The organism is Ruegeria sp. ANG10 (assembly GCF_040705255.1).
In the GTDB taxonomy this organism is placed as follows: domain Bacteria; phylum Pseudomonadota; class Alphaproteobacteria; order Rhodobacterales; family Rhodobacteraceae; genus Ruegeria.
On record NZ_JBFCVU010000012.1, the window covers coordinates 57,158 to 76,422 of the forward strand.

16 protein-coding genes are annotated in these 19,265 nt (G+C 59.2%); 8 read left to right on the forward strand and 8 right to left on the reverse strand.

Translation table 11 applies throughout. From position 1 onward, the window contains the following. Positions 1 to 10: 10 nt before the first annotated feature. Both AB1A64_RS19825 and AB1A64_RS19830 read right to left on the reverse strand, forming a co-directional pair. The gene (locus AB1A64_RS19825; protein ID WP_366553502.1) at positions 11 to 1,174 is read right to left on the reverse strand and encodes a benzoate/H(+) symporter BenE family transporter; all 1,164 of its coding nucleotides are present in this window, start codon (positions 1,172 to 1,174) and stop codon (positions 11 to 13) included. Between the two features lie 137 nt (positions 1,175 to 1,311). After that, positions 1,312 to 4,473: a valine--tRNA ligase gene (locus tag AB1A64_RS19830; RefSeq protein ID WP_366553504.1), complete on the reverse strand. Its 3,162-nt coding sequence runs from the start codon at positions 4,471 to 4,473 to the stop codon at positions 1,312 to 1,314. 141 nt (positions 4,474 to 4,614) lie between these two features. Between AB1A64_RS19830 and AB1A64_RS19835 the strand changes: the two genes are divergently transcribed. Together AB1A64_RS19835 and AB1A64_RS19840 are read left to right on the forward strand one after the other, a co-directional pair. Continuing rightward, the gene (locus AB1A64_RS19835) at positions 4,615 to 6,906 is read left to right on the forward strand and encodes a xanthine dehydrogenase family protein molybdopterin-binding subunit (RefSeq protein ID WP_366553506.1); all 2,292 of its coding nucleotides are present in this window, start codon (positions 4,615 to 4,617) and stop codon (positions 6,904 to 6,906) included. Then, positions 6,884 to 7,960: a DUF2235 domain-containing protein gene (locus tag AB1A64_RS19840; RefSeq protein WP_366553508.1), complete on the forward strand. Its 1,077-nt coding sequence runs from the start codon at positions 6,884 to 6,886 to the stop codon at positions 7,958 to 7,960. Before AB1A64_RS19835 ends, AB1A64_RS19840 begins: the two co-directional genes overlap by 23 nt. 1 nt (position 7,961) lies before the next feature. On the opposite strand, the gene AB1A64_RS19845 is transcribed toward AB1A64_RS19840, so the two are convergent. Both AB1A64_RS19845 and AB1A64_RS19850 read right to left on the reverse strand, forming a co-directional pair. Next, positions 7,962 to 8,606, reverse strand: a complete 645-nt coding sequence (locus AB1A64_RS19845) for an NUDIX hydrolase (RefSeq protein WP_366553510.1) — start codon at positions 8,604 to 8,606, stop codon at positions 7,962 to 7,964. A gap of 5 nt (positions 8,607 to 8,611) precedes the next feature. Next, on the reverse strand, positions 8,612 to 9,187 hold the full coding sequence (locus tag AB1A64_RS19850; protein ID WP_170351487.1) for a GcrA family cell cycle regulator: 576 nt from the start codon (positions 9,185 to 9,187) through the stop codon (positions 8,612 to 8,614). Positions 9,188 to 9,313: 126 nt separating this feature from the next. On the opposite strand from AB1A64_RS19850, the gene AB1A64_RS19855 reads away from it, so the two are divergent. Beyond that, on the forward strand, positions 9,314 to 10,117 hold the full coding sequence (locus AB1A64_RS19855) for an ABC transporter permease (protein ID WP_366553616.1): 804 nt from the start codon (positions 9,314 to 9,316) through the stop codon (positions 10,115 to 10,117). Between the two features lie 40 nt (positions 10,118 to 10,157). Here AB1A64_RS19855 and AB1A64_RS19860 read toward each other — a convergent pair whose 3' ends face one another. Continuing rightward, entirely contained in the window at positions 10,158 to 11,039 is an 882-nt protein-coding gene (locus AB1A64_RS19860; RefSeq protein ID WP_366553512.1) for a DMT family transporter, read from the reverse strand. Between the two features lie 292 nt (positions 11,040 to 11,331). Here AB1A64_RS19860 and AB1A64_RS19865 point away from each other — a divergent pair, with 292 nt between their 5' ends. After that, positions 11,332 to 12,519 (forward strand): aspartate aminotransferase family protein, encoded by a 1,188-nt coding sequence (locus tag AB1A64_RS19865; RefSeq protein WP_366553514.1) that lies wholly within the window; start codon positions 11,332 to 11,334, stop codon positions 12,517 to 12,519. 75 nt (positions 12,520 to 12,594) lie between these two features. After that, the gene (argF, locus tag AB1A64_RS19870) at positions 12,595 to 13,521 is read left to right on the forward strand and encodes an ornithine carbamoyltransferase (RefSeq protein ID WP_366553516.1); all 927 of its coding nucleotides are present in this window, start codon (positions 12,595 to 12,597) and stop codon (positions 13,519 to 13,521) included. Here the strand turns inward: argF and AB1A64_RS19875 are convergent. Continuing rightward, positions 13,518 to 14,117, reverse strand: coding sequence for a ferric reductase-like transmembrane domain-containing protein (locus AB1A64_RS19875; RefSeq protein ID WP_366553518.1), 600 nt, complete (start codon positions 14,115 to 14,117; stop codon positions 13,518 to 13,520). The two genes, argF and AB1A64_RS19875, sit on opposite strands and share 4 nt — an antisense overlap. 5 nt (positions 14,118 to 14,122) lie before the next feature. Continuing rightward, the gene (locus AB1A64_RS19880) at positions 14,123 to 14,611 is read right to left on the reverse strand and encodes a twin-arginine translocation pathway signal (RefSeq protein ID WP_366553520.1); all 489 of its coding nucleotides are present in this window, start codon (positions 14,609 to 14,611) and stop codon (positions 14,123 to 14,125) included. 186 nt (positions 14,612 to 14,797) lie between these two features. Here AB1A64_RS19880 and AB1A64_RS19885 point away from each other — a divergent pair, with 186 nt between their 5' ends. The 3 genes from AB1A64_RS19885 to AB1A64_RS19895 all read left to right on the forward strand — a co-directional run bounded on the left by AB1A64_RS19885 (position 14,798) and on the right by AB1A64_RS19895 (position 17,768). Then, on the forward strand, positions 14,798 to 15,640 hold the full coding sequence (locus AB1A64_RS19885; RefSeq protein WP_366553522.1) for a phytanoyl-CoA dioxygenase family protein: 843 nt from the start codon (positions 14,798 to 14,800) through the stop codon (positions 15,638 to 15,640). Between the two features lie 125 nt (positions 15,641 to 15,765). Continuing rightward, positions 15,766 to 16,728, forward strand: a complete 963-nt coding sequence (locus tag AB1A64_RS19890; protein WP_366553524.1) for a pirin family protein — start codon at positions 15,766 to 15,768, stop codon at positions 16,726 to 16,728. A 65-nt stretch (positions 16,729 to 16,793) separates the two neighbouring features. Beyond that, positions 16,794 to 17,768 (forward strand): 2-dehydropantoate 2-reductase, encoded by a 975-nt coding sequence (locus AB1A64_RS19895; protein ID WP_366553526.1) that lies wholly within the window; start codon positions 16,794 to 16,796, stop codon positions 17,766 to 17,768. 6 nt (positions 17,769 to 17,774) lie between these two features. Here the strand turns inward: AB1A64_RS19895 and AB1A64_RS19900 are convergent, their stop codons facing one another. Then, positions 17,775 to 19,253 carry an inorganic phosphate transporter gene (locus AB1A64_RS19900; protein WP_366553528.1) on the reverse strand — a complete coding sequence of 493 codons (1,479 nt, stop codon included), beginning with the start codon at positions 19,251 to 19,253 and terminating at the stop codon, positions 17,775 to 17,777. Between the last annotated feature and the right edge of the window lie 12 nt (positions 19,254 to 19,265).

Below are 19,265 nucleotides of genomic sequence, written 5' to 3' on the forward strand. Positions count from 1 at the left end.
GTGAGCGCCGCTAGCGAATTCGCTTTGTGACCAGATACGCAATGCCACCGGCCAACAGCCCCCAGACTGCCGCGCCCAGGCCAAATACCGAGATACCTGAAGCGGTGATGGCAAATGTAAGGATGGCGGCTTCCCTCTCCGCCGGAACATCAAGCGCTGCGTGGGTGGCGTTGGCAAGCACTCCGATCAACGCAATCCCTGTCAGGGCGCCCATCAACAGCGGGTCAGCGTGTACGGCAAACCCGGTGATAGCGACCGCGAATACACCAAACAGGCAATAGAATACGCCTGCCATCACCGCCGACCAATACCGCTGGGCTGGGTCTGGGTGGCTGTCTTCGTTGGAACACATGGCGGCGGTGATCGCTGCAAGGCAGGTGGCCGGCGCCCCGAACGGGGCCGACAGGATGCTGGCTGCACCGACCGAAGAGAACAACCTGCCGGGGGCTGGGGTGTAACCAAAGCTACGCATCACCGCGATACCGGGGATGTTCTGCGTGGCCATGGTGACAACGAACAGCGGCAGACCAATACCGACGGCAGAGGCCAGCGAGAAGGTTGGCATTGTCCAGACCGGTGCGGCGACGAGATGGGTCGGCGTGACGGACGTGTCGCCCGCATTCAGAACCACAACAATTGCTGCGGCGACAACCGCTGCCGGAACCGCGAACAGACGGTTCAATCGCCCGGCCACGAACCAGGTCAGGATAACCGGCAAAGCCTGCCAGGGCATTTCAACAGCGGCCTTGAAGGGCAAGATGCACAGGGGCAATAGAACACCACCCAGCATTGCCTGCGCCAATGTCGACGGGATGGCTGCCGCCAACCGACCCAAAGGCCGCCACAGCCCGGCCAATACGGTCAGCGCGCCCGCGCACAGGAACGCACCAACCGCGTCAGAAAACCCTGCTGCAGGCATCGCGGACACGGCCAACAGGGCAACGCCCGGAGTAGACCACGCGACGCTGATGGGTTGCCGGTACCACAAGCTGAGACCGACGGCCGTCACCCCCATGGCAATGGCCGCCATCATCAGGCCCGACGCGGAGTCTTGCGCCGAGGCCCCCATGGCCGCGAGCCCTTGCAATACGATAGGGAAAGAGCTGAAGAACCCCACAATGGCGACCACCAGCCCGGTCGAGATGGTTTGGATCGGGGGGAATGCGCGTGCCATCTGAGTCCTCGGGGTTATTATCCGCCTTTGCTAGCAAGGGCTTGCGAGTGGGGGCAAGGGCCGTGTGTGCAAAAGTAAACCCCACCGCGGCATGCGCGGCGGGATTTGGAATTTGAGTTTTTTTGAAAAGATGAAGATCAGGCGATTTCGGCCAGACGGGCCAGCGCCTCGTTCAGCTTGGCCTCTTCCTCTTCACGGGCTGCGAGATTGGCTTTGGCTTCGGCAACAACCTCCTCCGGGGCCGAGGCCACGAATTTCGGGTTGTTCAGGCGTCCGCGCAGGCCGCCGAGTTCCTTGGCCAGCTTGCCTTTGGCTTTTTCCAGCCGTTCCTTTTCAGCACCGATGTCGATGATATCCGCCAGTGGCAGGCCGAAAGTGGCGCCCGGTGCGGCAATGGAAATCGTTCCTTTGGGTAAGTCGTCGACCTTGGTCAGGCTGTCGATCCGTGCGAGACGCTTGATCAGCGCCTCGTTGCGGTCCCACGCTGCCTGTCCGTGGGCGTCGATCTCGGTCACCAACATCGGCACATAGAGCCCTGCGGGAACCCGCATCTGCGCACGGGCCGAGCGAGTATTTTCAATCACCGAAATTACCCAGTTCATCTCACGATCCGCATCGGCGTCGATCAGGTCGGTGGCTGTGTAAGTTGGCCAGTCGGCGTGGACGACCATCTTGGCGCGGTTGCCGGTTAGGCCCCACAGTTCTTCGGTGATGAAGGGCATAATCGGGTGCAGCAGGACCATGCACTGATCCAGAACCCAGCGCATTGTGGCGCGGGCTTCGGCCTGCGCCTCGGCGTCGTCGCCTTGCAACAGCGGTTTCGACAGTTCCACATACCAGTCGCAGACCTTGCCCCAGACAAAGGCATAGAGCCCATTGGCCGCGTCGTTGAAGCGATAGCTTTCCAGCGCGGCGTCGACCTCAGCCCGCACGCGGGCGGTTTCGCCGATGATCCAGCGGTTGACGGCGGCCTTGGGTTTCAAGTCGGTCACGTCCAGTTGTGGCACCGCGTCAGTGAAGACTTCGTTCATCTCGGCAAAGCGGACGGCGTTCCACAGTTTGGTGCCGAAATTACGATAGCCGGTGATGCGTTCGCGGGACAGTTTCAGCACGCCGCCAATCGCTGCCATCGAAGCGTTGGTAAAGCGCAGCGCGTCGGCGCCGAATTCGTCCACGATCTCCAGCGGGTCGATGACGTTGCCGGTGGTCTTGGACATCTTCTTGCCCTTCTCGTCGCGGACGAGCTGGTGCAGATAGACGGTGTGGAACGGAATCTGATCGACCACGGCCAGTTGCATCATCATCATCCGGGCGACCCAGAAGAACAGGATGTCGAAGCCGGTGATTAGAACATCTGTGGGGAAGTAGCGCTCCAGTTCCTCAGTTTGCTCGGGCCAGCCCAGCGTGCCGATGGGCCAGAGGCCGGACGAGAACCAGGTGTCGAGGACGTCCGGGTCGCGCCAAACCGGGTAAACAAGCTTGGTCGGGTCTTGGTCCACCGCATATTGAGCAAGGCTTTCAGCGAACTGATGGATCGCTTCCTGTTTGTCGGCAACTTCTATAACGGTCGCGTGGCTCAACGGGCTTGGAATGTTGGCGTTGTCATCGAAGAATTTTTCGGTAGCGGCCTCAAGGCTGGCTGCGCACTCCATGACATTGCCACGATGCAACATGCCACCTGCGTTTAGCAAACGGCCCAATTCGACCAGATCAAGGTCGCCGTCATTTTCATCGTCGATGAAGTCATCGGCGGACAGGTCGAGGCCATACCAAACTGGAATCTGATGTCCCCACCACAGCTGGCGCGAGATGCACCAGGGCTCGATATTTTCCAGCCAGTGGTAATAGGTTTTCTCGCCCGACTCGGGGATGATCTTGACCGTGCCGTCCTTGACCGCATCCAGCGCGGGGCCGACGACCTTTTCAGCGTCGACGAACCATTGATCGGTAAACATCGGCTCGATCACCACTTTCGAGCGGTCGCCGAAGGGCTGCATGATCGGTTTGCTCTCAACCAGCGGAACCAGCTTTTCCGCACCTTCGTGATCGGGTTTCAGAGCCGTCGAACCCAGACGCGGATCATCGGCGCGGGTCATCACGGCCAGACCGTCAGCGGTGATCTCTTCCACCACCTTTGTTCGTGCCTCGAACCGGTCAAGCCCGCGCAGGTGATCGGGGACGAGGTTGATCGCGTCGATCTCATTCTCAGTGAACTCACGCCCACGCGCGTATTCCTGCGCCTTGCCCGCCTCGTCAGCGTAAGGCGCGCCATCGGCCCGCATCGCGCCTTTGGTGTCCATCAGGCGGTACATCGGAATACCGCCACGCTTGGCGACCATGTTGTCGTTGAAGTCATGCGCGCCGGTAATCTTCACCGCGCCCGAACCGAAATCGGGATCAGGATAGTCGTCGGTGATGATCGGAATCTGACGGCGATGCGCCTTCGGACCAACCGGGATTTCGCAGAGTTTACCAATGATTGGCGCGTAACGTTCATCCGAAGGGTGAACCGCAACCGCGCCGTCACCCAGCATTGTTTCGGGCCGCGTGGTGGCGATCGAGATATAGTCGCGCTCCTCGCGGAAAGTCACATTTCCATCTTCATCTTTTTCCAAATACTCATATGTCTCACCCCCGGCCAGCGGGTATTTGAAGTGCCACATATGGCCCGCGACTTCGATATTCTCGACCTCCAGATCCGAGATCGCAGTCTCAAAATGTGGATCCCAGTTGACCAGGCGCTTACCGCGATAGATCAAGCCCTTTTCGTACATATCGACGAAGACCTTGATCACCGCGTCATGAAAATTCGCAGAATTTTCGTGCCCCGTGCGCGGATCACCCGCTGCACCGGCCATGGTGAAGGCGTTGCGCGACCAGTCGCAGGATGAGCCCAGACGCTTTAGCTGCTCGATGATCGTGCCGCCGTATTCGCCTTTCCATTCCCAGACTTTCTCAAGGAACTTCTCGCGGCCCAACTCGCGCCGTCCGGGCTGTTGGGTCGCCGCGAGCATCTTTTCCACCTGCATCTGCGTGGCGATACCGGCGTGGTCCTGACCCGGTTGCCACAGCGTGTCGAAGCCACGCATGCGGTGCCAGCGGATCAGAATGTCCTGCAGCGTGTTGTTGAACGCATGGCCCACATGCAGCGCGCCCGTCACGTTAGGCGGCGGGATCATGATGGTAAAGCTTTCGTCGCGCGATTTGTTTGCGCCTGCCTTGAAGGCTCCGGCCTGTTCCCAGGCCTCGTAAATGCGGGCCTCGGCCTCGGCCGCGTTGAATGTCTTTTCCATCGCCATGGGGTGCGTCCTGCGTCATCAATCTTGGGTCAGCGCCTGCAATAACGAATGCGCAGGGGAAGGGGAAGGGTCTGCGGGTACTCTGGACAACGAACCGGTGCAGCCTAAAGTCGCCACTACAGGCCGAGGCAGGAGCATCCAATGGACAAGTTCGGAAAAAGTCAGCCGGTGAAACGGACCGAGGATCAGCGTTTTCTAACCGGGAAGGGGCAGTACATCGACGATGCTGTGCCCGGCGACGCCCTGTTCGCGGCGTTTTTTCGCAGCCAGGTAGCACATGGACGGATCACCGCGCTGGATCTGGATGCCGCGCGTGAGGCGGATGGCGTGCGGCTAGTCATGGCGCTGGACGATCTGACTGAGGCCGGGATCGACACGGTTTTAAACGCGGCGCTTGTGTCGAACCGGGACGGCTCGAAAGCGGCGGCGCCGGATCGTCATATGCTGGCGAAAGACCGCGTGCGTTTTGTCGGTGAGCCGGTTGCGGTGGTCATTGCCGAAACGCAGATGCAGGCCCGTGATGCGGCCGAGTTGATCTGGATGGAAACCGAGGATCTGCCCGCCAAGCTTGATCTGGAAGTGGGTGGCGAACCGCTGCACGTCGAAGCCCCTGACAACCGCGCCTTTGATTGGGGTATGGGGGATGAGGCTGCGACTGAGGCTGCCTTTCAGGGTGCCGCGCACAAAGTGCAACTGAACGTTGCGGATAATCGGGTAATCGTTATGTCAATTGAGCCGCGTGGCTGTCAGGCTGCTTGGTCCGACGGGCGGCTGCACTTTGCTTATAGCGGGCAGGGCGTCTGGGCCATGCGCGGGCAATTGGCGCAAAAGCTGAAGCTGGAACCCGATTTCATTCGTGTCACCACACCGGACGTGGGTGGTGGGTTCGGCATGAAGGTGATGCCATATCCCGAGTATTTCTGTGTCGCCGTCGCTGCGATGAAACTGGGCCAGCCTGTTCACTGGATGTCGGACCGATCTGAGGCGATGTTGTCTGATCACCATGGGCGCGACCTGACTTCGCTGGCTGAGCTGGCCTTTGATGAAGACCACCGGATTACTGCGTACCGCGTGCATAGCAAGGTCAATCTTGGTGCCTATAACAGCCATTTCGGGCAGGCAATCCAGACAAATCTGTTCAGCAAGGTTCTGATGGGGGCCTATGACGTGCAGACCTCTTACCTGCGGGTCGAAGGGTTCTTTACCAACACCACTCAGGTCGATGCCTATCGCGGAGCTGGTCGGCCCGAGGCGATCTATGTGCTGGAACGAGTTATGGACCGCGCCGCGCGTGAGCTGGGTGTTGATCCGTGGGAACTACGGCGCAAGAATTTCATCCAGCCCGAGGCTTTCCCTTACAAAACGACGACTGGTGAGGTCTATGACGTCGGCGATTTCGACATGGTCCTGAGCCGCGCAAGTGAACAGACATTGGGTTTTGCTGGCCGTAAGGCGGCTGATGCCGAACGCGGCCTGATCCGGGGGCAGGGCATCTGTTACTATATCGAAAGTATTTTGGGTGACCCTTCCGAGAACGCAAAGATCGCATTCTGCGAGGATGGCACCGTGAACCTCTATGTCGGGACGCAATCAAACGGCCAGGGCCATGAGACGGCCTATACCCAGTTTCTGTCGGATCAGATCGGGGTGCCGATGGATCAGATCAATGTCATCCAGGGGGACAGCGATCAGTTACCTGCCGGAGGAGGGACAGGAGGATCGCGGTCCGTCACAGTCCAAAACACGGCCACCCTGGCCACAATCGACGTCATGATCGCCGCATTCGCGCCTTATCTGGCCGATAAGATGGGCGTCGAGGAGGCTGACGTGAATTTTGATCACGAAACATTCCGCGCACCCGGGTCGAACCTGACGCCTACAATGATCGAAGCGGCCGAGATGGCCCGCGCCGATGGACGAACCGATCTTCTGCAACATGAGGCGTGCATTACACTGGACGCACGCAGTTATCCGAATGGCGCACATGTTGCCGAAATCGTTATTGATTGTTTCACCGGTGAAACATGGGTCGACAGTTACACCGTCGTTGACGATTTCGGTAATCTTATCAATCCGATGTTGGCCGAGGGGCAGGTGCATGGCGGCGTGGCGCAGGGAATTGGTCAAGCCCTGTCCGAGCGTGTTGAGCATGATGCGCAGGGGCAACTGCTCACGGCTTCGTTGATGGACTACGCCTTGCCCCGTGCGTCTGAGATACCCATGATAAAGTTTACCTCGGCGCCGGTTCCGTCAACTTCGAACCCAATGGGTATGAAAGGATGCGGAGAGGCCGGCACCGTGGGCGCGCTGGCCGCTGTGGCAAACGCGGTGCAGGACGCGCTTTGGGAACACGGGGTACGGCAGGCGGATATGCCATTCACACCCCTAAGAGTTTGGGAATTGCTGACGCATGGTTCTGTCACGGCTAAGTAAAAAGATACTTGGATGGCTCGGACGGCCTTTGCGGTCCGAACATTCGGCCGAGGCGCTGCACCGTGAACCTATTAGTCATGTCATTATCCTTGACGGCACCATGTCGACGTTGGAGCCGGGGTTTGAAACTCATGCGGGTCAGACCTACCATCTGTGCCGCGAGATGGGCGGCAAAGTCTCGGTCTTTTACGAATCCGGTGTGCAGTGGGAAAGCTGGAAAACCTCTCTGGATGTGATGATGGGGCGCGGCATCAACCGGCAAATCCGGCGAGCCTATGGCTATCTGGCGTCTCGCTACAAACCTGGTGATAAGATTTTCTTCATCGGCTATTCGCGCGGCGCTTACGGTGTACGCAGCCTTGCGGGCGTGATCGACATGATCGGTCTGCTCAAGGCCGAACACGCGACCGAGCGCAACATCAAGCAGGCCTATCGCCACTACGAATGTACGCCTAGCGGTGACGCAGCCCGTGAATTTCGCCGTAAATTCTGCCATGACGAGATCGCGATTGAGATGATCGGCGTCTGGGACACGGTTAAGGCGTTGGGCTTGCGGTTGCCCCTATTGTGGCGCTGGGCTGAGGATAAGCACGCGTTTCATAACCACGAACTTGGTCCCGCCACTCGGCATGGCTATCACGCTATGGCGCTTGACGAGACGCGCGAAGTGTACGAGCCAGTGCTGTGGAAATGCACGCCCGAGTTTAACGGCCATGTCGAGCAGGTCTGGTTCCGCGGCACGCACGGCGACGTGGGTGGGCAATTGAACGGATTCGAAGCGGCGCGCCCGCTTAGCAATATTTCCCTGATCTGGATGCTGGACAAGGCCGAGCAGCACGGATTGCCGCTGCCCGAAGGCTGGCGCGACCGGTTCCCAACTTCAACGGCGGCGACTTCGGTCGGGACCTGGCGTGGTTGGGGTAAGGTTTTTCTGCTGCGCAAGCATCGTAAAGTCGGAAAAGACCAGTCCGAACAACTACATGCCTCGGTCGCCCCCGATGAATTGCCGGGGTGGGTGCCTATGCCGGATTCGTCCTCGCACCCGGCGCAATAGGTCAATCGAACAGAGTTTGGGATTGGCCTGTTGAATGGGCGCGGAACGCCGCTGTGACATCCGCGTGAATATTTCGTGCCAAAGATAGTGCAGGTATATTGTCCGGGGGAAAGAAGGCCGCGTCGCTGGTCTCGGCACCCGGCTGCGGGGCGTCCGTGCCATCCTCATCGCACAGGAAGAAAAGCTTATAAAAATCTCGCGAATCCGGCGGGTAGGGATGCCGCGCCTTGTGACGCAGAGCATAGAGGTGTCTGGCACGGACCTGCAGCCCGGCCTCTTCCCAGACCTCACGTTCAATATTTTCCGCTGGAGAGCTGCCAATGTCAGCAAATCCACCCGGCATGGCCCACAGCCCGTCCAGTCGTTCACGGACCAGCAGAATGCGGCCATCACGGATTATGGCGCCGCGAATGTCGATGCTGGGCGTGGCATAGCCGCCAGCATGATCCGAGATCAGCCCCTCTATCCGCGATAGGGGCACCCGACCCAAATCGGCCAGCATGGCGCGGGCCATGGCTGCGATCTCGTCATAGCGTTCGCGGTCAAAAGGGTCTTTGGTGAAATGCTGGCCGGTTTCGGCCAGCGCCAACAAGCGTTTTGCCCGTGTCAGCCAGGCATCCTCCAGTGCAGTCGGATCCTGGCGCATCTTCCTTACCGCCGACGGTCGCGGCGCGAGCTCATCGGTTGGAACGCCACGCCCACATGCGCCTCGCAGTAAGGTTTGCCTGCTTCAACGGGCAGGCCGCAGAACCAAAAATCCTCGGTCGCGGGGTCGCCGACGGGCCATTTGCAGGTCTTCTCGGTCAATTCCATCAACGTCAGCTTCTTGGCCTTTTTCTCGATCTCGTTGACTTTAGCCAGCGCTTCGGGGCTGATTTCATTGGCCGAGGGTTGCGGCGGCAGCGGTTGACCCGCCGGGATGATCTGGCGGCGGGCAGGCACGGCGGGCTTGGCCTCGGCCGCAGGGGCAGGGGCCGGACGGGCCGGTTCGGTTTTCGGTGCCGGTTTCGGCTTGGCCTCGGCCTTGGGCGCGGGGGCCGGTTTTTCCTTGGGCTCGGCCTTGGCCGGGGACGCGCCGGTGGCGCGGTTCGACAGGCCCAGACGGTGCACCTTGCCGATGACGGCATTGCGGGTCACCCCGCCCAGTTCCTTGGCGATCTGGCTGGCCGACTGGCCTTCGCCCCACATCTTCTTCAGCAGTTCTACACGCTCGTCAGTCCAGGACATCATTTGCCTTTCAAAAGCGGAAAGCGGCCCCGGATTCGGGCCGCCTTGGGAAATCGTTTCAGCCCCCTATTCTAATCACTGCGCCCCGAGTTACAAGCAGTCTTCGAATCAGGTTGAGGTCAGATGATGCAGATACCCCTTGAGCAGAACGAACACCGTTTTGGAGCGGTCAACTGGATGGGTCTGTATACGCTGGCTCAACGCGAAATATTGCGCTTTCTGGCGGTCTGGACCCAGACCCTGCTGGCGCCGCTGGTGACCGCGGGTCTGTTTCTGCTGATCTTCAATATCGCTATTGGCCCCAGCCGACCCGATGTGATGGGGGTGCCGTTCCTGACCTTTTTGGCGCCGGGTATCATGATGATGACCGTGATTCAGAATGCTTTTGCCAACACCTCGTCTTCGATGGTGATTGCCAAGGTACAGGGCAACATTGTTGATACGTTGATGCCACCACTGTCTCCGTTGGAAATTCTATTGGGTTATCTGGCGGGAGGCATCGTGCGTGGTGTTCTTATCGCCTGTGTGGTTGCCGTTGCGCTGGCGCTGGTGCTGGGGCTGGTGCCGCGGAACCCGTTGATTGCGCTGCTGTTTGTTGTTCTCGGCGGTGCTTTCATGGGGGCGTTGGGCCTGTTTGCGGGAATATTCGCCAACAAGTTCGATCAAATGGCGGCGATTACCAATTTCATCGTCACGCCGCTGGCCTTCCTGTCGGGCACATTCTATTCGGTTGAAGCGTTGCCGCCTGTTCTCAACCGCCTCAGCCACGTGAACCCGGTATTCTACCTGATTGATGGGTTGCGAAATGGCATGATCGGGGTGTCTGACAGCTCACCCGCACTGGGTTTCGCGGTTTGCAGTGGCGCAACGTTGATTGTCTGCGCCATTACCTGGCAGATGCTGCGAAAGGGATACAGGCTGAAAGCATAACGGTGCAGGTTTTGGATGCCACAATCCCAAAAACGCCGAACTAGGCGGTTCTGACCCGTGCCTCGCGCCAGACCAGGATCAGTCCGCCCGTCAGAATGATTGCGGAACCGATTTGGCTAATTACATCCGGGATAACGCCAAACACAGCAAAGTCATAAAGGGCTGCAAAGATCAGTGTGGCGTAGCTGATTGGCGCCACAAAGGATGCATCCGCGCGCGCCATCCCGTTGACGAAACAGGCTTGCGCGCAGGCCATCAGCACTCCGATTGCCACCAGCGCGATCCATTGTTCAGGCGTTGGCATCTGGAACACAAAGCTAACGGCGACTGAAGCGATGGTCAGCCCCATCGCGTTGTTGATCAGCAGAATCTGGATCGGAATCTCACGACCTGCGAGCTTTTTGATAAAGATCAGCTCCATCCCGATCACAGCCGCCGCCGTCAGGGCAAGCAACGCCGCGGGTTGGAAGCTGGCCGGTGTCGGACGCAGCAGGATCAATGCACCGGTCAGAGCAACAGCAGCGGCCAACCAGCGCCACGGTCCGACACCCTCTTTCAACAGCGGGATGGCCAGGACCATGCCAAAGACGGGGTTCAAAAAGGAAATCGCAGTGGCGTCCGAGATCGGGATGAACGCGACCGAGGCGAACATCAGCGTAATCCCCACCCAGCCAAAGCTCGTCCGCCCAATATGCAGCCCCCAATGGGGGCGCTTTATCCGTGGGCGCAACACGCCCACCGCGCTGACGATCACCAGAAACGCGAACAGGAACCGCCCGTGGCTGATCTGCATCGGATGCAATGCCGGGCCTAAGGTGTCCGTCCCCAACGCTTTGGCCAGCAGCGTGGTCGCCGCCAGAAAGGCGCTGGCGGTGACGATCAGCAAAGCCGCAAGGGCAGGGTTCTGGCGCGCGGGTGTCATGACCCAGCGGTGCGTCACCGCGCCGTAAATGGCAAGCGATAAAAGCTGAGTTTCAAAGTGAAGTTTCCGATTTTGGAAATTTGGGGTTTTCAGAACCTAAACACCCGGCTATACGGCCCCGCATGATCAAACACGCACATATACTGCGACTCCGACGCCGACGCATTACTGCGTAACCGGCCTGTTTGATCCATTGCGCTTTGTAAATCCGCGCAAATCCCACCAAATCTGTTGACGAATCCGGCCTTCGTGTATCACTCACGGGGCTTAACCTAACGAAAAGGATGATCCGATGATCCCGTCCGTTCTGCCGACCTATAATCGCGCGCCCCTGACTTTCGTGAAGGGCGAAGGCGCCTGGCTGACCGAGGCGGACGGCCGACATTTCCTTGACCTAGGTGCCGGGATTGCGGTGAACGCATTGGGCCACGCGCATCCGGCGCTGGTCAACGCGCTGACTGAACAAGCGCACGCGCTGTGGCATGTCTCGAACCTGTATAACATCCCGCAGCAGCAGGCGCTGGCGGATAAGCTGGTTGAACACACCTTTGCGGATACGGTGTTCTTTACGAACTCGGGCACGGAATCCTGCGAACTGGCCGTGAAAATGGCCCGCAAGTATTTCTTTGACAAAGGTCAGCCCGAACGGGTCGAGATCATTACCTTTGACGGCTCGTTCCATGGCCGGTCGTCGGCTGGTATCGCGGCCGCCGGGTCCGAGAAGATGACCAAAGGCTTTGGCCCGCTTCTGCCCGGTTTCGTGCATGTCACGTTCGGCGACCTTGATGGCGTCACCAACGCGATCACTGACAAGACTGCCGCAATCCTGATCGAACCGATCCAGGGCGAGGGCGGCATTCGTCCGGTGCCCGACGCGGAACTCAAGGCCCTGCGCCAGATCTGCGACGACAACGGCCTGCTTCTGATTCTCGACGAAGTGCAATGCGGCGTTGGCCGCACCGGCAAGCTGTTTGCCCATGAGTGGGCGGGTATCACCCCGGACATCATGATGGTTGCCAAGGGCATTGGCGGAGGATTCCCGCTGGGTGCGGTGCTGGCCACCGAAGACGCCGCCAGCGGTATGACCGTAGGCACCCACGGCTCGACCTATGGCGGTAACCCGCTGGGTTGCGCAGTTGGTTGCGCAGTGATCGACCAGGTGGCAACGCCCGCTTTCCTTGAAGGTGTCAACCGCAAGGCGGGTATGCTGCGTCAAAAGCTGGAGGGACTGATCGCCGACCACCCCGAGGTGTTCGAAGACGTGCGTGGGGCCGGGCTGATGCTGGGTCTGAAATGCAAGGCGATCAATACAGATGTGGTCAACGCGGGCTATGACAATGAGGTCATCACCGTTCCCGCCGCCGACAATGTAATCCGCCTGTTGCCGCCCCTGACGCTGACCGAGGATGACATTGCTCAGGCCATGATCCGCCTCGACAAGGCTGCCGCCCAGGTCGAAGCCAGCCTCGAATCTGCGTAATCTTCATCTTTTTCCAAATACTCCGGGGGTTCGGGGGCAGCGCCCCCGGCGACCGACAGCCAAAAGCGAAACGATATGAACCATTTCCTCGATATCCACAAAACCGATGCAAGCGATCTGCGCACGATGATCGATCAGGCCGGTGAGATGAAACAGGCCCGTCTGGGTCGCCCCAAAGCCGCGCAGGATGATGATCAGCCGCTCAAGGACCGCATGGTCGCGCTGATCTTTGAAAAGCCCTCGACCCGAACACGCGTGTCCTTTGACGTGGGGGTTCGACAGATGGGTGGGCAAACCATGGTGTTGTCCGGCAAGGATATGCAGCTGGGCCATGGCGAAACCATCGCTGACACGGCCCGTGTCCTGTCGCGTTATGTCGACATGATCATGATCCGGACGTTTGATGAAACCATCCTGACCGAGATGGCCGAATATTCCGACGTGCCCGTCATCAACGGCCTGACCGACCGTACGCATCCCTGCCAGATCATGGCTGACGTGCTGACTTTTGAAGAACATCGCGGGCCGATCAAAGGTAAAAAAGTGGTCTGGACCGGTGACGGCAACAACGTCTGCGCCTCTTTCCTGCATGCGGCGGGCCAGTTCGGATTCGATTTGACCTTCACCGGTCCCGCTCAGTTCGACCCCGAGGAAGAATTCATGGGGTTCGCCCGTCAGAAGGGTTCGAAAATCGTGGTTGAGCGTGATCCTTACAAAGCGGTTGAAGATGCCGATCTGATCGTGGCCGATACTTGGGTTTCGATGCACGACTCCCAATCGGCCAAAGAGCGTCGCCATAATCTGCTGCGCCCCTATCAGGTGAATACCGAGCTGATGTCTCATGCCAAGCCGGATGCGCTGTTCATGCACTGCCTGCCTGCGCACCGCGAGGAAGAGGCGACATCCGAGGTCATGGACGGACCGAACTCGGTAATCTTTGACGAGGCCGAAAACCGTCTGCACGCCCAAAAGGCGGTTATGCGCTGGTGTCTGGGCGTTTAACTGCGCCGCCGGATATCCCAAACGCGCAATCTGGCGAGCGTTCGGACGCTCGCCAACAGAACCAGAACGCAGAGGGCGGTTTTGGTCATGATCTCCATCGTCCCCTCAATCAGCATCGCATGCACAACACTGCCGACAATGGTTATGGCGGCTAACCCTGTATGACCCAGCCTCCAGATACGGTATCGCAGGGCTAGACGCTGCCGACAAATGCCCAGACAGGCTGCAGCGAAGGCGGCCCACATTGCAACGACGCCCCAGGCTGAAAACGGGGTGGGTGAGACGAACAGCAACGCATCCACAACATCCGGGGGGCTGGTGATCCACAAGCCGCCCACATGCACCACAATGGCGATGATCAGAGTGATGCCAACCCGTCGATGCCAGCGTCGGCTGGCCAAAGGCGGAAATCCGGGCAGGTCGCGCCCGGCCAGTAAGGGTTGCAGCAACAAAAGTCCCATGCTCACAACACCGGCAAACCCGGCCACGATGTAAACCGGATCGCGCCACGCCATTAAGGGACTATGCGCCGCCGCTATCAGCGGCACACCTATTGCGGCGATCACTACCGCCCAGATCAAAAGATTGCGGATCACGTAAATCAGGCGGGTTGTAGGACGAAATGCGCGGCGAGGGTCAGGTCTTTTGAACTTGCCATGATCGGGCGCAGGAAAACCGTCTTAAACTCGCCGCTGTCATAGGCCAGATGCCCGTGCGGCTGGCCAAAGGCAGGCACGATCTGCGGCATCTCTAACCGGAACTCACCATTGGCGTCGGTCAGTGTCGCACCATGGCTTTGCGGATCCCGCTCATGTCCTTCGGTTGTATGAGCCCAGATTTGGATGCGCTGGCCGGGCAGGGGGGCACCATCCCCCGCGCGTCGTACCGTACCGGTCATCCAGAATCCGCCGCCGCCGATCCGGTCGACGATGGCTGCGCCGGGGCGGTAGTTGTTCGACCCGCCGCGCATGGACCGTGTCGGTGCTAGCCCGGCAGCGCGCGCGGGAAGCACTAAGCCCGAGCCACCAGCGACCAGAACAGCCCCGCCTAGCGCCATTACGGATCTACGAGACAAGTGTGAATTCGTCATGTCGGGACCTCCTGCAAGGTAACATCCATAGCAACCAGAACGCGCCACAGCGCAAAGATAGCACGGTTCAGATTAATTCCGAGGTGATCTTCACCACTCTGTGATCGCCGCACGCCCCGGCGAATTTCTTTGACCCTGCGTGGTTTGCGGTGCCATCGTCGGTATACCGATGCGAAAGGCTGAAAAATGGACAAGACACAATCGGTTTCGCCCGACGAAATTGCGGCCTTCAAGCGGGATGGGGCCGTTGTGCTGCGCTCGAAATTCTCGGAACATTGGTTGGACTTGTTGCGCGAAGGTATCAGCGCGGATCTGGCCAACCCGACCGACAATTTCACCCGCCACACCAAGGACCCAAACGCCCCTGCTTATTTTGAGGATTTCTGGGCGTGGAACAAGATTCCGCAATTTAGGAATTTCGTGCATCACTCGCCGTGCGCCCCGCTGGCGGCGGGTTTACTGGACGCCCCGTCGATCAACCTTGTGATGGATAACTGGTTCCTGCGTGAGGCCGGATCGACCTCGCGCCCACCTTTTCATCAGGACCTGTCCTATTTTGATTTCGAAGGCACCATGTGCGTCCTGTGGCTGCCGCTTGAGCCGGTGAACAAAGAGAACGGGATCGCCTTTGTCAAAGGCTCACACCTATGGGACAAGCTGTTCATGCGGGTTCGTTTTGCGGATGGTCATCCCAGTACTGGGGCCAATGAGGTTGCGGGCCGGACGTATCACCAGCCGCCGGATATCAACGCCGATCCCGGTTCTTATGATTTACTGCAGTGGGATATGGAGTTAGGGGATTGCATCTATTTCGATATGCGAACCCTGCATGGTGGTCTGTCCTCGGTCACGCCGACAGAGACAGTGCGTCGGTTTAGCCTGCGGATGACAGCGCCGGACGGGATCATCCGATATCGCGGAGATTGGGCGAAAGACGAACGTGCGCAGTTCGAGGCAGCCGGTTACAGCGAAGGCGACCGCATCGACGGGCCGTTTTTCCCCCAGCTTTGGCCAAGAGAAGCAATTTGAACGCGAGATGACATAACATAGCATCAAAATCGCACTTATTCTGTGCGAAATAGCGAATACTTTAGCTGAGAATACCGTGTATTCTGCGATGGTGAACGCAACTACCTGATCGCAGGAGCGCAGCAATGAGTTGGAACCCAACCCACAGCCCCGAAAGTCTGTCTGAGAATGCGGCGCTGGATACATTGATCATCCCGCGGGCCCGTGATCTGGGTGGGTTCGAAGTGCGCCGGGCACTGCCTTCGGTCAAACGACAGTTGGTAGGGCCGTTCATCTTTTTTGACCAGATGGGCCCTGCTGAATTCCTGACCGATGGGGGCATTGATGTGCGTCCGCATCCGCATATTGGCCTTGGGACGGTGACGTATCTCTATCAAGGAGAGTTCGAGCATCGCGACAGTCTTGGCACGCATCAAATGATTTACCCCGGCGAGGTCAACTGGATGGTTGCCGGGCGCGGGGTGACCCATTCCGAACGGACCAGCCAGAAGACACGCGACAAGAAACACAGCCTGTTCGGCATCCAGACCTGGATCGCATTGCCCGAAGCGCATGAGGATATGGCCCCAGATTTCGAGCACCACAAACAAGGTGCGCTGCCGCATATTCAGGACAACGGCGTTAGTGCCCGACTGATCCTTGGTTCTGCTTATGGTGAAACCAGCCCTGTTACGATGCTGTCCGAAACCTTCTATCTGGATGTGAGGCTTGATCCCGGCGCGTCGTTCCCTTTGCCGGACGACCATGAAGATCGGGGTGTTTATGTCACCCAAGGTTCCGTCGAAATCGCGGGTGATACGTTCACAGAGGGCCGTATGATGGTGTTCCGCCCCGGCGATCCCCTTTCGGTCAAGGCCGGTCCGCAAGGCGCGCGGCTGATGCTGCTGGGCGGGGCGACATTGAACGAAGAGCGCTATATCTGGTGGAATTTCGTGTCATCCTCGAAGGAAAAGATCGAGGCCGCCACGCGTGAATGGAAAACCGCCGATTGGGCGAAAGGTGCGTTCCACCTGCCTCCGGGCGACGATCAAGAGTTCATACCGATCTCGGAAGAATTGGAGCGAACTCGACCAAGGCGCGCGCGCTGACCACGCGTCAGGGGGTCTTGTTCGCGCCCTCGTTCCCGGCGATCCTTTGCGCCGGGAGGGATGTCATGAAAATCGTGATCGCGGGTGCAGGCAGTATCGGATGCTATTGCGGGGCATTGCTGGCGCATTCAGGGCATGACATCACCCTGTTGGGCCGTCCACGCATATTGGACCCAATCCGGGAAAAGGGACTGACGGTTTCGGATTTTTCGGGCCTGACCCGGCATGTGGCCGCGCAGGATTTGACCCTGACCGAAGATGCAACCCGTCTGACCGGTGCCGAGGTCGTCATCGTGACCGTTAAATCAGGTGCCACATCGGAAATGGCTGCGCAGATCGCGGAACACACGCCCGTCTCAGTTCCGGTGATATCTTGGCAAAACGGTATGGAAAACGCCCGTATATTGCGCATGGCTCTGTCAGAGCATGACGTGCGCGCCGGAATGGTGCCGTTCAATGTGGTGCCGACTGAACCGGCCAGTTTTCATCGCGCCACCTCTGGTGAGATTGTCATCCAAAGCGGCCCCGGCGCGCTGGGTCAGAAGCTGAGCATCGCTGACATGCCGGTCGTGGAAAGCGATGATATCGAGGCGGTCCAATGGGGTAAGCTGGTAATCAACCTCAACAACGCGCTGAATGCGCTGTCGGGGCTTACGTTGAAAGATCAACTGCTGGACTGGAACTGGCGACGCCTGATGGCGGATCAGATGACCGAGGCTCTGATGGTATTGAACGCTGCGAGCCATCCGGTCGCCTCGACTACTCCGTTGCCTGCATGGATGACGCCGCATATCCTGCGCCTGCCAACGCCGATCTTTTCCCGGATCGCTGCGCGAATGTTGACCATTGACCCCAGCGCGCGCACCTCGATGGCCTATGATCTGATGGCAGGTCGACCGACTGAAATCGACAGTCTTCAGGGTGAGATCATTCGCCTGGGCGCGCAATTCGGCGTCGAAACCCCGATCTGCGCCAAGATACGAGATTTGATTGAGGACGCGCCTGAAACCGCGATTTCTGTGGATCAAATTGCGTCTTAGGCCGGTTTAGGCGAAAGCCGTCAGAATTAGAAATATTGTCGCTGACATGGCTGCGGCTGCGGGGACCGTGATCACCCAGGCGGCCACGATGGTCATGAAATGTGAACGCCGCACCAGCTTGCGGCGCTGATGCTCTTCCCGGGCCAGCCGCTGTTCGACAGGACGCTGGCGGTTGGACTGTTTCCACCGGCGATCTGAATGCCATTCGCGATAGAAACCAACACCAAACACGCCGCCCACGGCGATATGAGTTGAGCTGACCGGCAGGCCAAGCCAACTGGCCACGATAACGGTAATGGCTGCCGACAGCGCCACGCAGAAGGCCCGCATTGGGTTCAGTTTGGTGATCTGACTGCCCACCATGCGGATCAATTTGGGCCCGAACAGAAACAGGCCGAAAGATATTCCAAAGGCGCCGATCACCATGACCCAGTTGGGGATCGCGACTTTTGCGGCAAAGTCGCCGAATTCCGCTGCGTGGACGATAGCGGCCAAGGGGCCGACCGCGTTGGCCACGTCATTGGCGCCATGCGCAAAGCTGAGGAATGTGGCCGAGATGACCAGCGGCAGGCCGAACAGTGTTTTCAGCGATTTGGTGCGGTTTTCCATCCCCTCGGATTTGTGCCGCACCCAGGGCACCGTCGCCGCCCAGACCAGGAACGCTGTGGCAAGGCCGATCAGCAGCGCCACCTCAAGCTCAATCTTAACGATCCGCTTGAGACCCTTAACGGCCAGATAGGTGGCAAACGCCGCGGCCATTACGGCCACAAGGATCGGTAGCCAGCGCCGTGCAGCCGCAATTTTATCGTCCTGGTATTGAATCTTGGCTTTGATCAGCGCCAGAAAACCGGCCGCGATCAAGCCACCCAATACCGGCGAGATTACCCAGCTTGCGGCAATCGCGCTCATTGTGCTCCAGTTGACGGCGCTCAGGCCCGCTGCGGCGATGCCGGCCCCCATCACGCCGCCGACGACCGAGTGCGTCGTCGACACAGGTGCTCCGACCCAGGTGGCCAAATTGACCCATAAGGCCGACGAAATCAGCGCAGCCATCATTGCCCAGATGAATACATTGCTCGTCTGAACCGAGGCCGGATCGATTATCCCCTTAGAGATGGTCGAAACGACATCTCCGCCTGCCAAAAGGGCACCGGCACTTTCGGCAATGGCAGCAATGACGATGGCACCACCCATGGTCAGGGCGTTGGCACCAACCGCAGGCCCCATGTTGTTGGCCACGTCATTAGCGCCGATATTGATCGCCATATAGGCCCCGAAGGCGGCTGCCGCAGCGACGATCAGGCCGCCATCCGCCAACCCGAACAATATCGCCGCCGACAAGCCGGCCAGCGCAATAAAGGCCAGCGAAATACCGGGGGCCAGCAGCGGGCGCGCCACATGCGCGTTGGCATTCTCAACGCGCGAGATACGGTGAAGGTCGCTGTCCAGAGCCTGCCAGCGGGATTTCGAGGTCAAATTCGACATGATCTTTTTTCG

Excerpts from the sequence above, each read along its gene's own strand:
- AB1A64_RS19825 (WP_366553502.1), bottom strand. The coding sequence starts at position 1,174 with ATGGCACGCGCATTCCCCCCGATCCAAACCATCTCGACCGGGCTGGTG.
- AB1A64_RS19830 (WP_366553504.1), bottom strand. The coding sequence starts at position 4,473 with ATGGCGATGGAAAAGACATTCAACGCGGCCGAGGCCGAGGCCCGCATT.
- AB1A64_RS19835 (WP_366553506.1), top strand. The coding sequence starts at position 4,615 with ATGGACAAGTTCGGAAAAAGTCAGCCGGTGAAACGGACCGAGGATCAG.
- AB1A64_RS19840 (WP_366553508.1), top strand. The coding sequence starts at position 6,884 with ATGGTTCTGTCACGGCTAAGTAAAAAGATACTTGGATGGCTCGGACGG.
- AB1A64_RS19845 (WP_366553510.1), bottom strand. The coding sequence starts at position 8,606 with ATGCGCCAGGATCCGACTGCACTGGAGGATGCCTGGCTGACACGGGCA.
- AB1A64_RS19850 (WP_170351487.1), bottom strand. The coding sequence starts at position 9,187 with ATGTCCTGGACTGACGAGCGTGTAGAACTGCTGAAGAAGATGTGGGGC.
- AB1A64_RS19855 (WP_366553616.1), top strand. The coding sequence starts at position 9,314 with ATGCAGATACCCCTTGAGCAGAACGAACACCGTTTTGGAGCGGTCAAC.
- AB1A64_RS19860 (WP_366553512.1), bottom strand. The coding sequence starts at position 11,039 with ATGACACCCGCGCGCCAGAACCCTGCCCTTGCGGCTTTGCTGATCGTC.
- AB1A64_RS19865 (WP_366553514.1), top strand. The coding sequence starts at position 11,332 with ATGATCCCGTCCGTTCTGCCGACCTATAATCGCGCGCCCCTGACTTTC.
- argF (WP_366553516.1), top strand. The coding sequence starts at position 12,595 with ATGAACCATTTCCTCGATATCCACAAAACCGATGCAAGCGATCTGCGC.
- AB1A64_RS19880 (WP_366553520.1), bottom strand. The coding sequence starts at position 14,611 with ATGACGAATTCACACTTGTCTCGTAGATCCGTAATGGCGCTAGGCGGG.
- AB1A64_RS19885 (WP_366553522.1), top strand. The coding sequence starts at position 14,798 with ATGGACAAGACACAATCGGTTTCGCCCGACGAAATTGCGGCCTTCAAG.
- AB1A64_RS19890 (WP_366553524.1), top strand. The coding sequence starts at position 15,766 with ATGAGTTGGAACCCAACCCACAGCCCCGAAAGTCTGTCTGAGAATGCG.
- AB1A64_RS19895 (WP_366553526.1), top strand. The coding sequence starts at position 16,794 with ATGAAAATCGTGATCGCGGGTGCAGGCAGTATCGGATGCTATTGCGGG.
- AB1A64_RS19900 (WP_366553528.1), bottom strand. The coding sequence starts at position 19,253 with ATGTCGAATTTGACCTCGAAATCCCGCTGGCAGGCTCTGGACAGCGAC.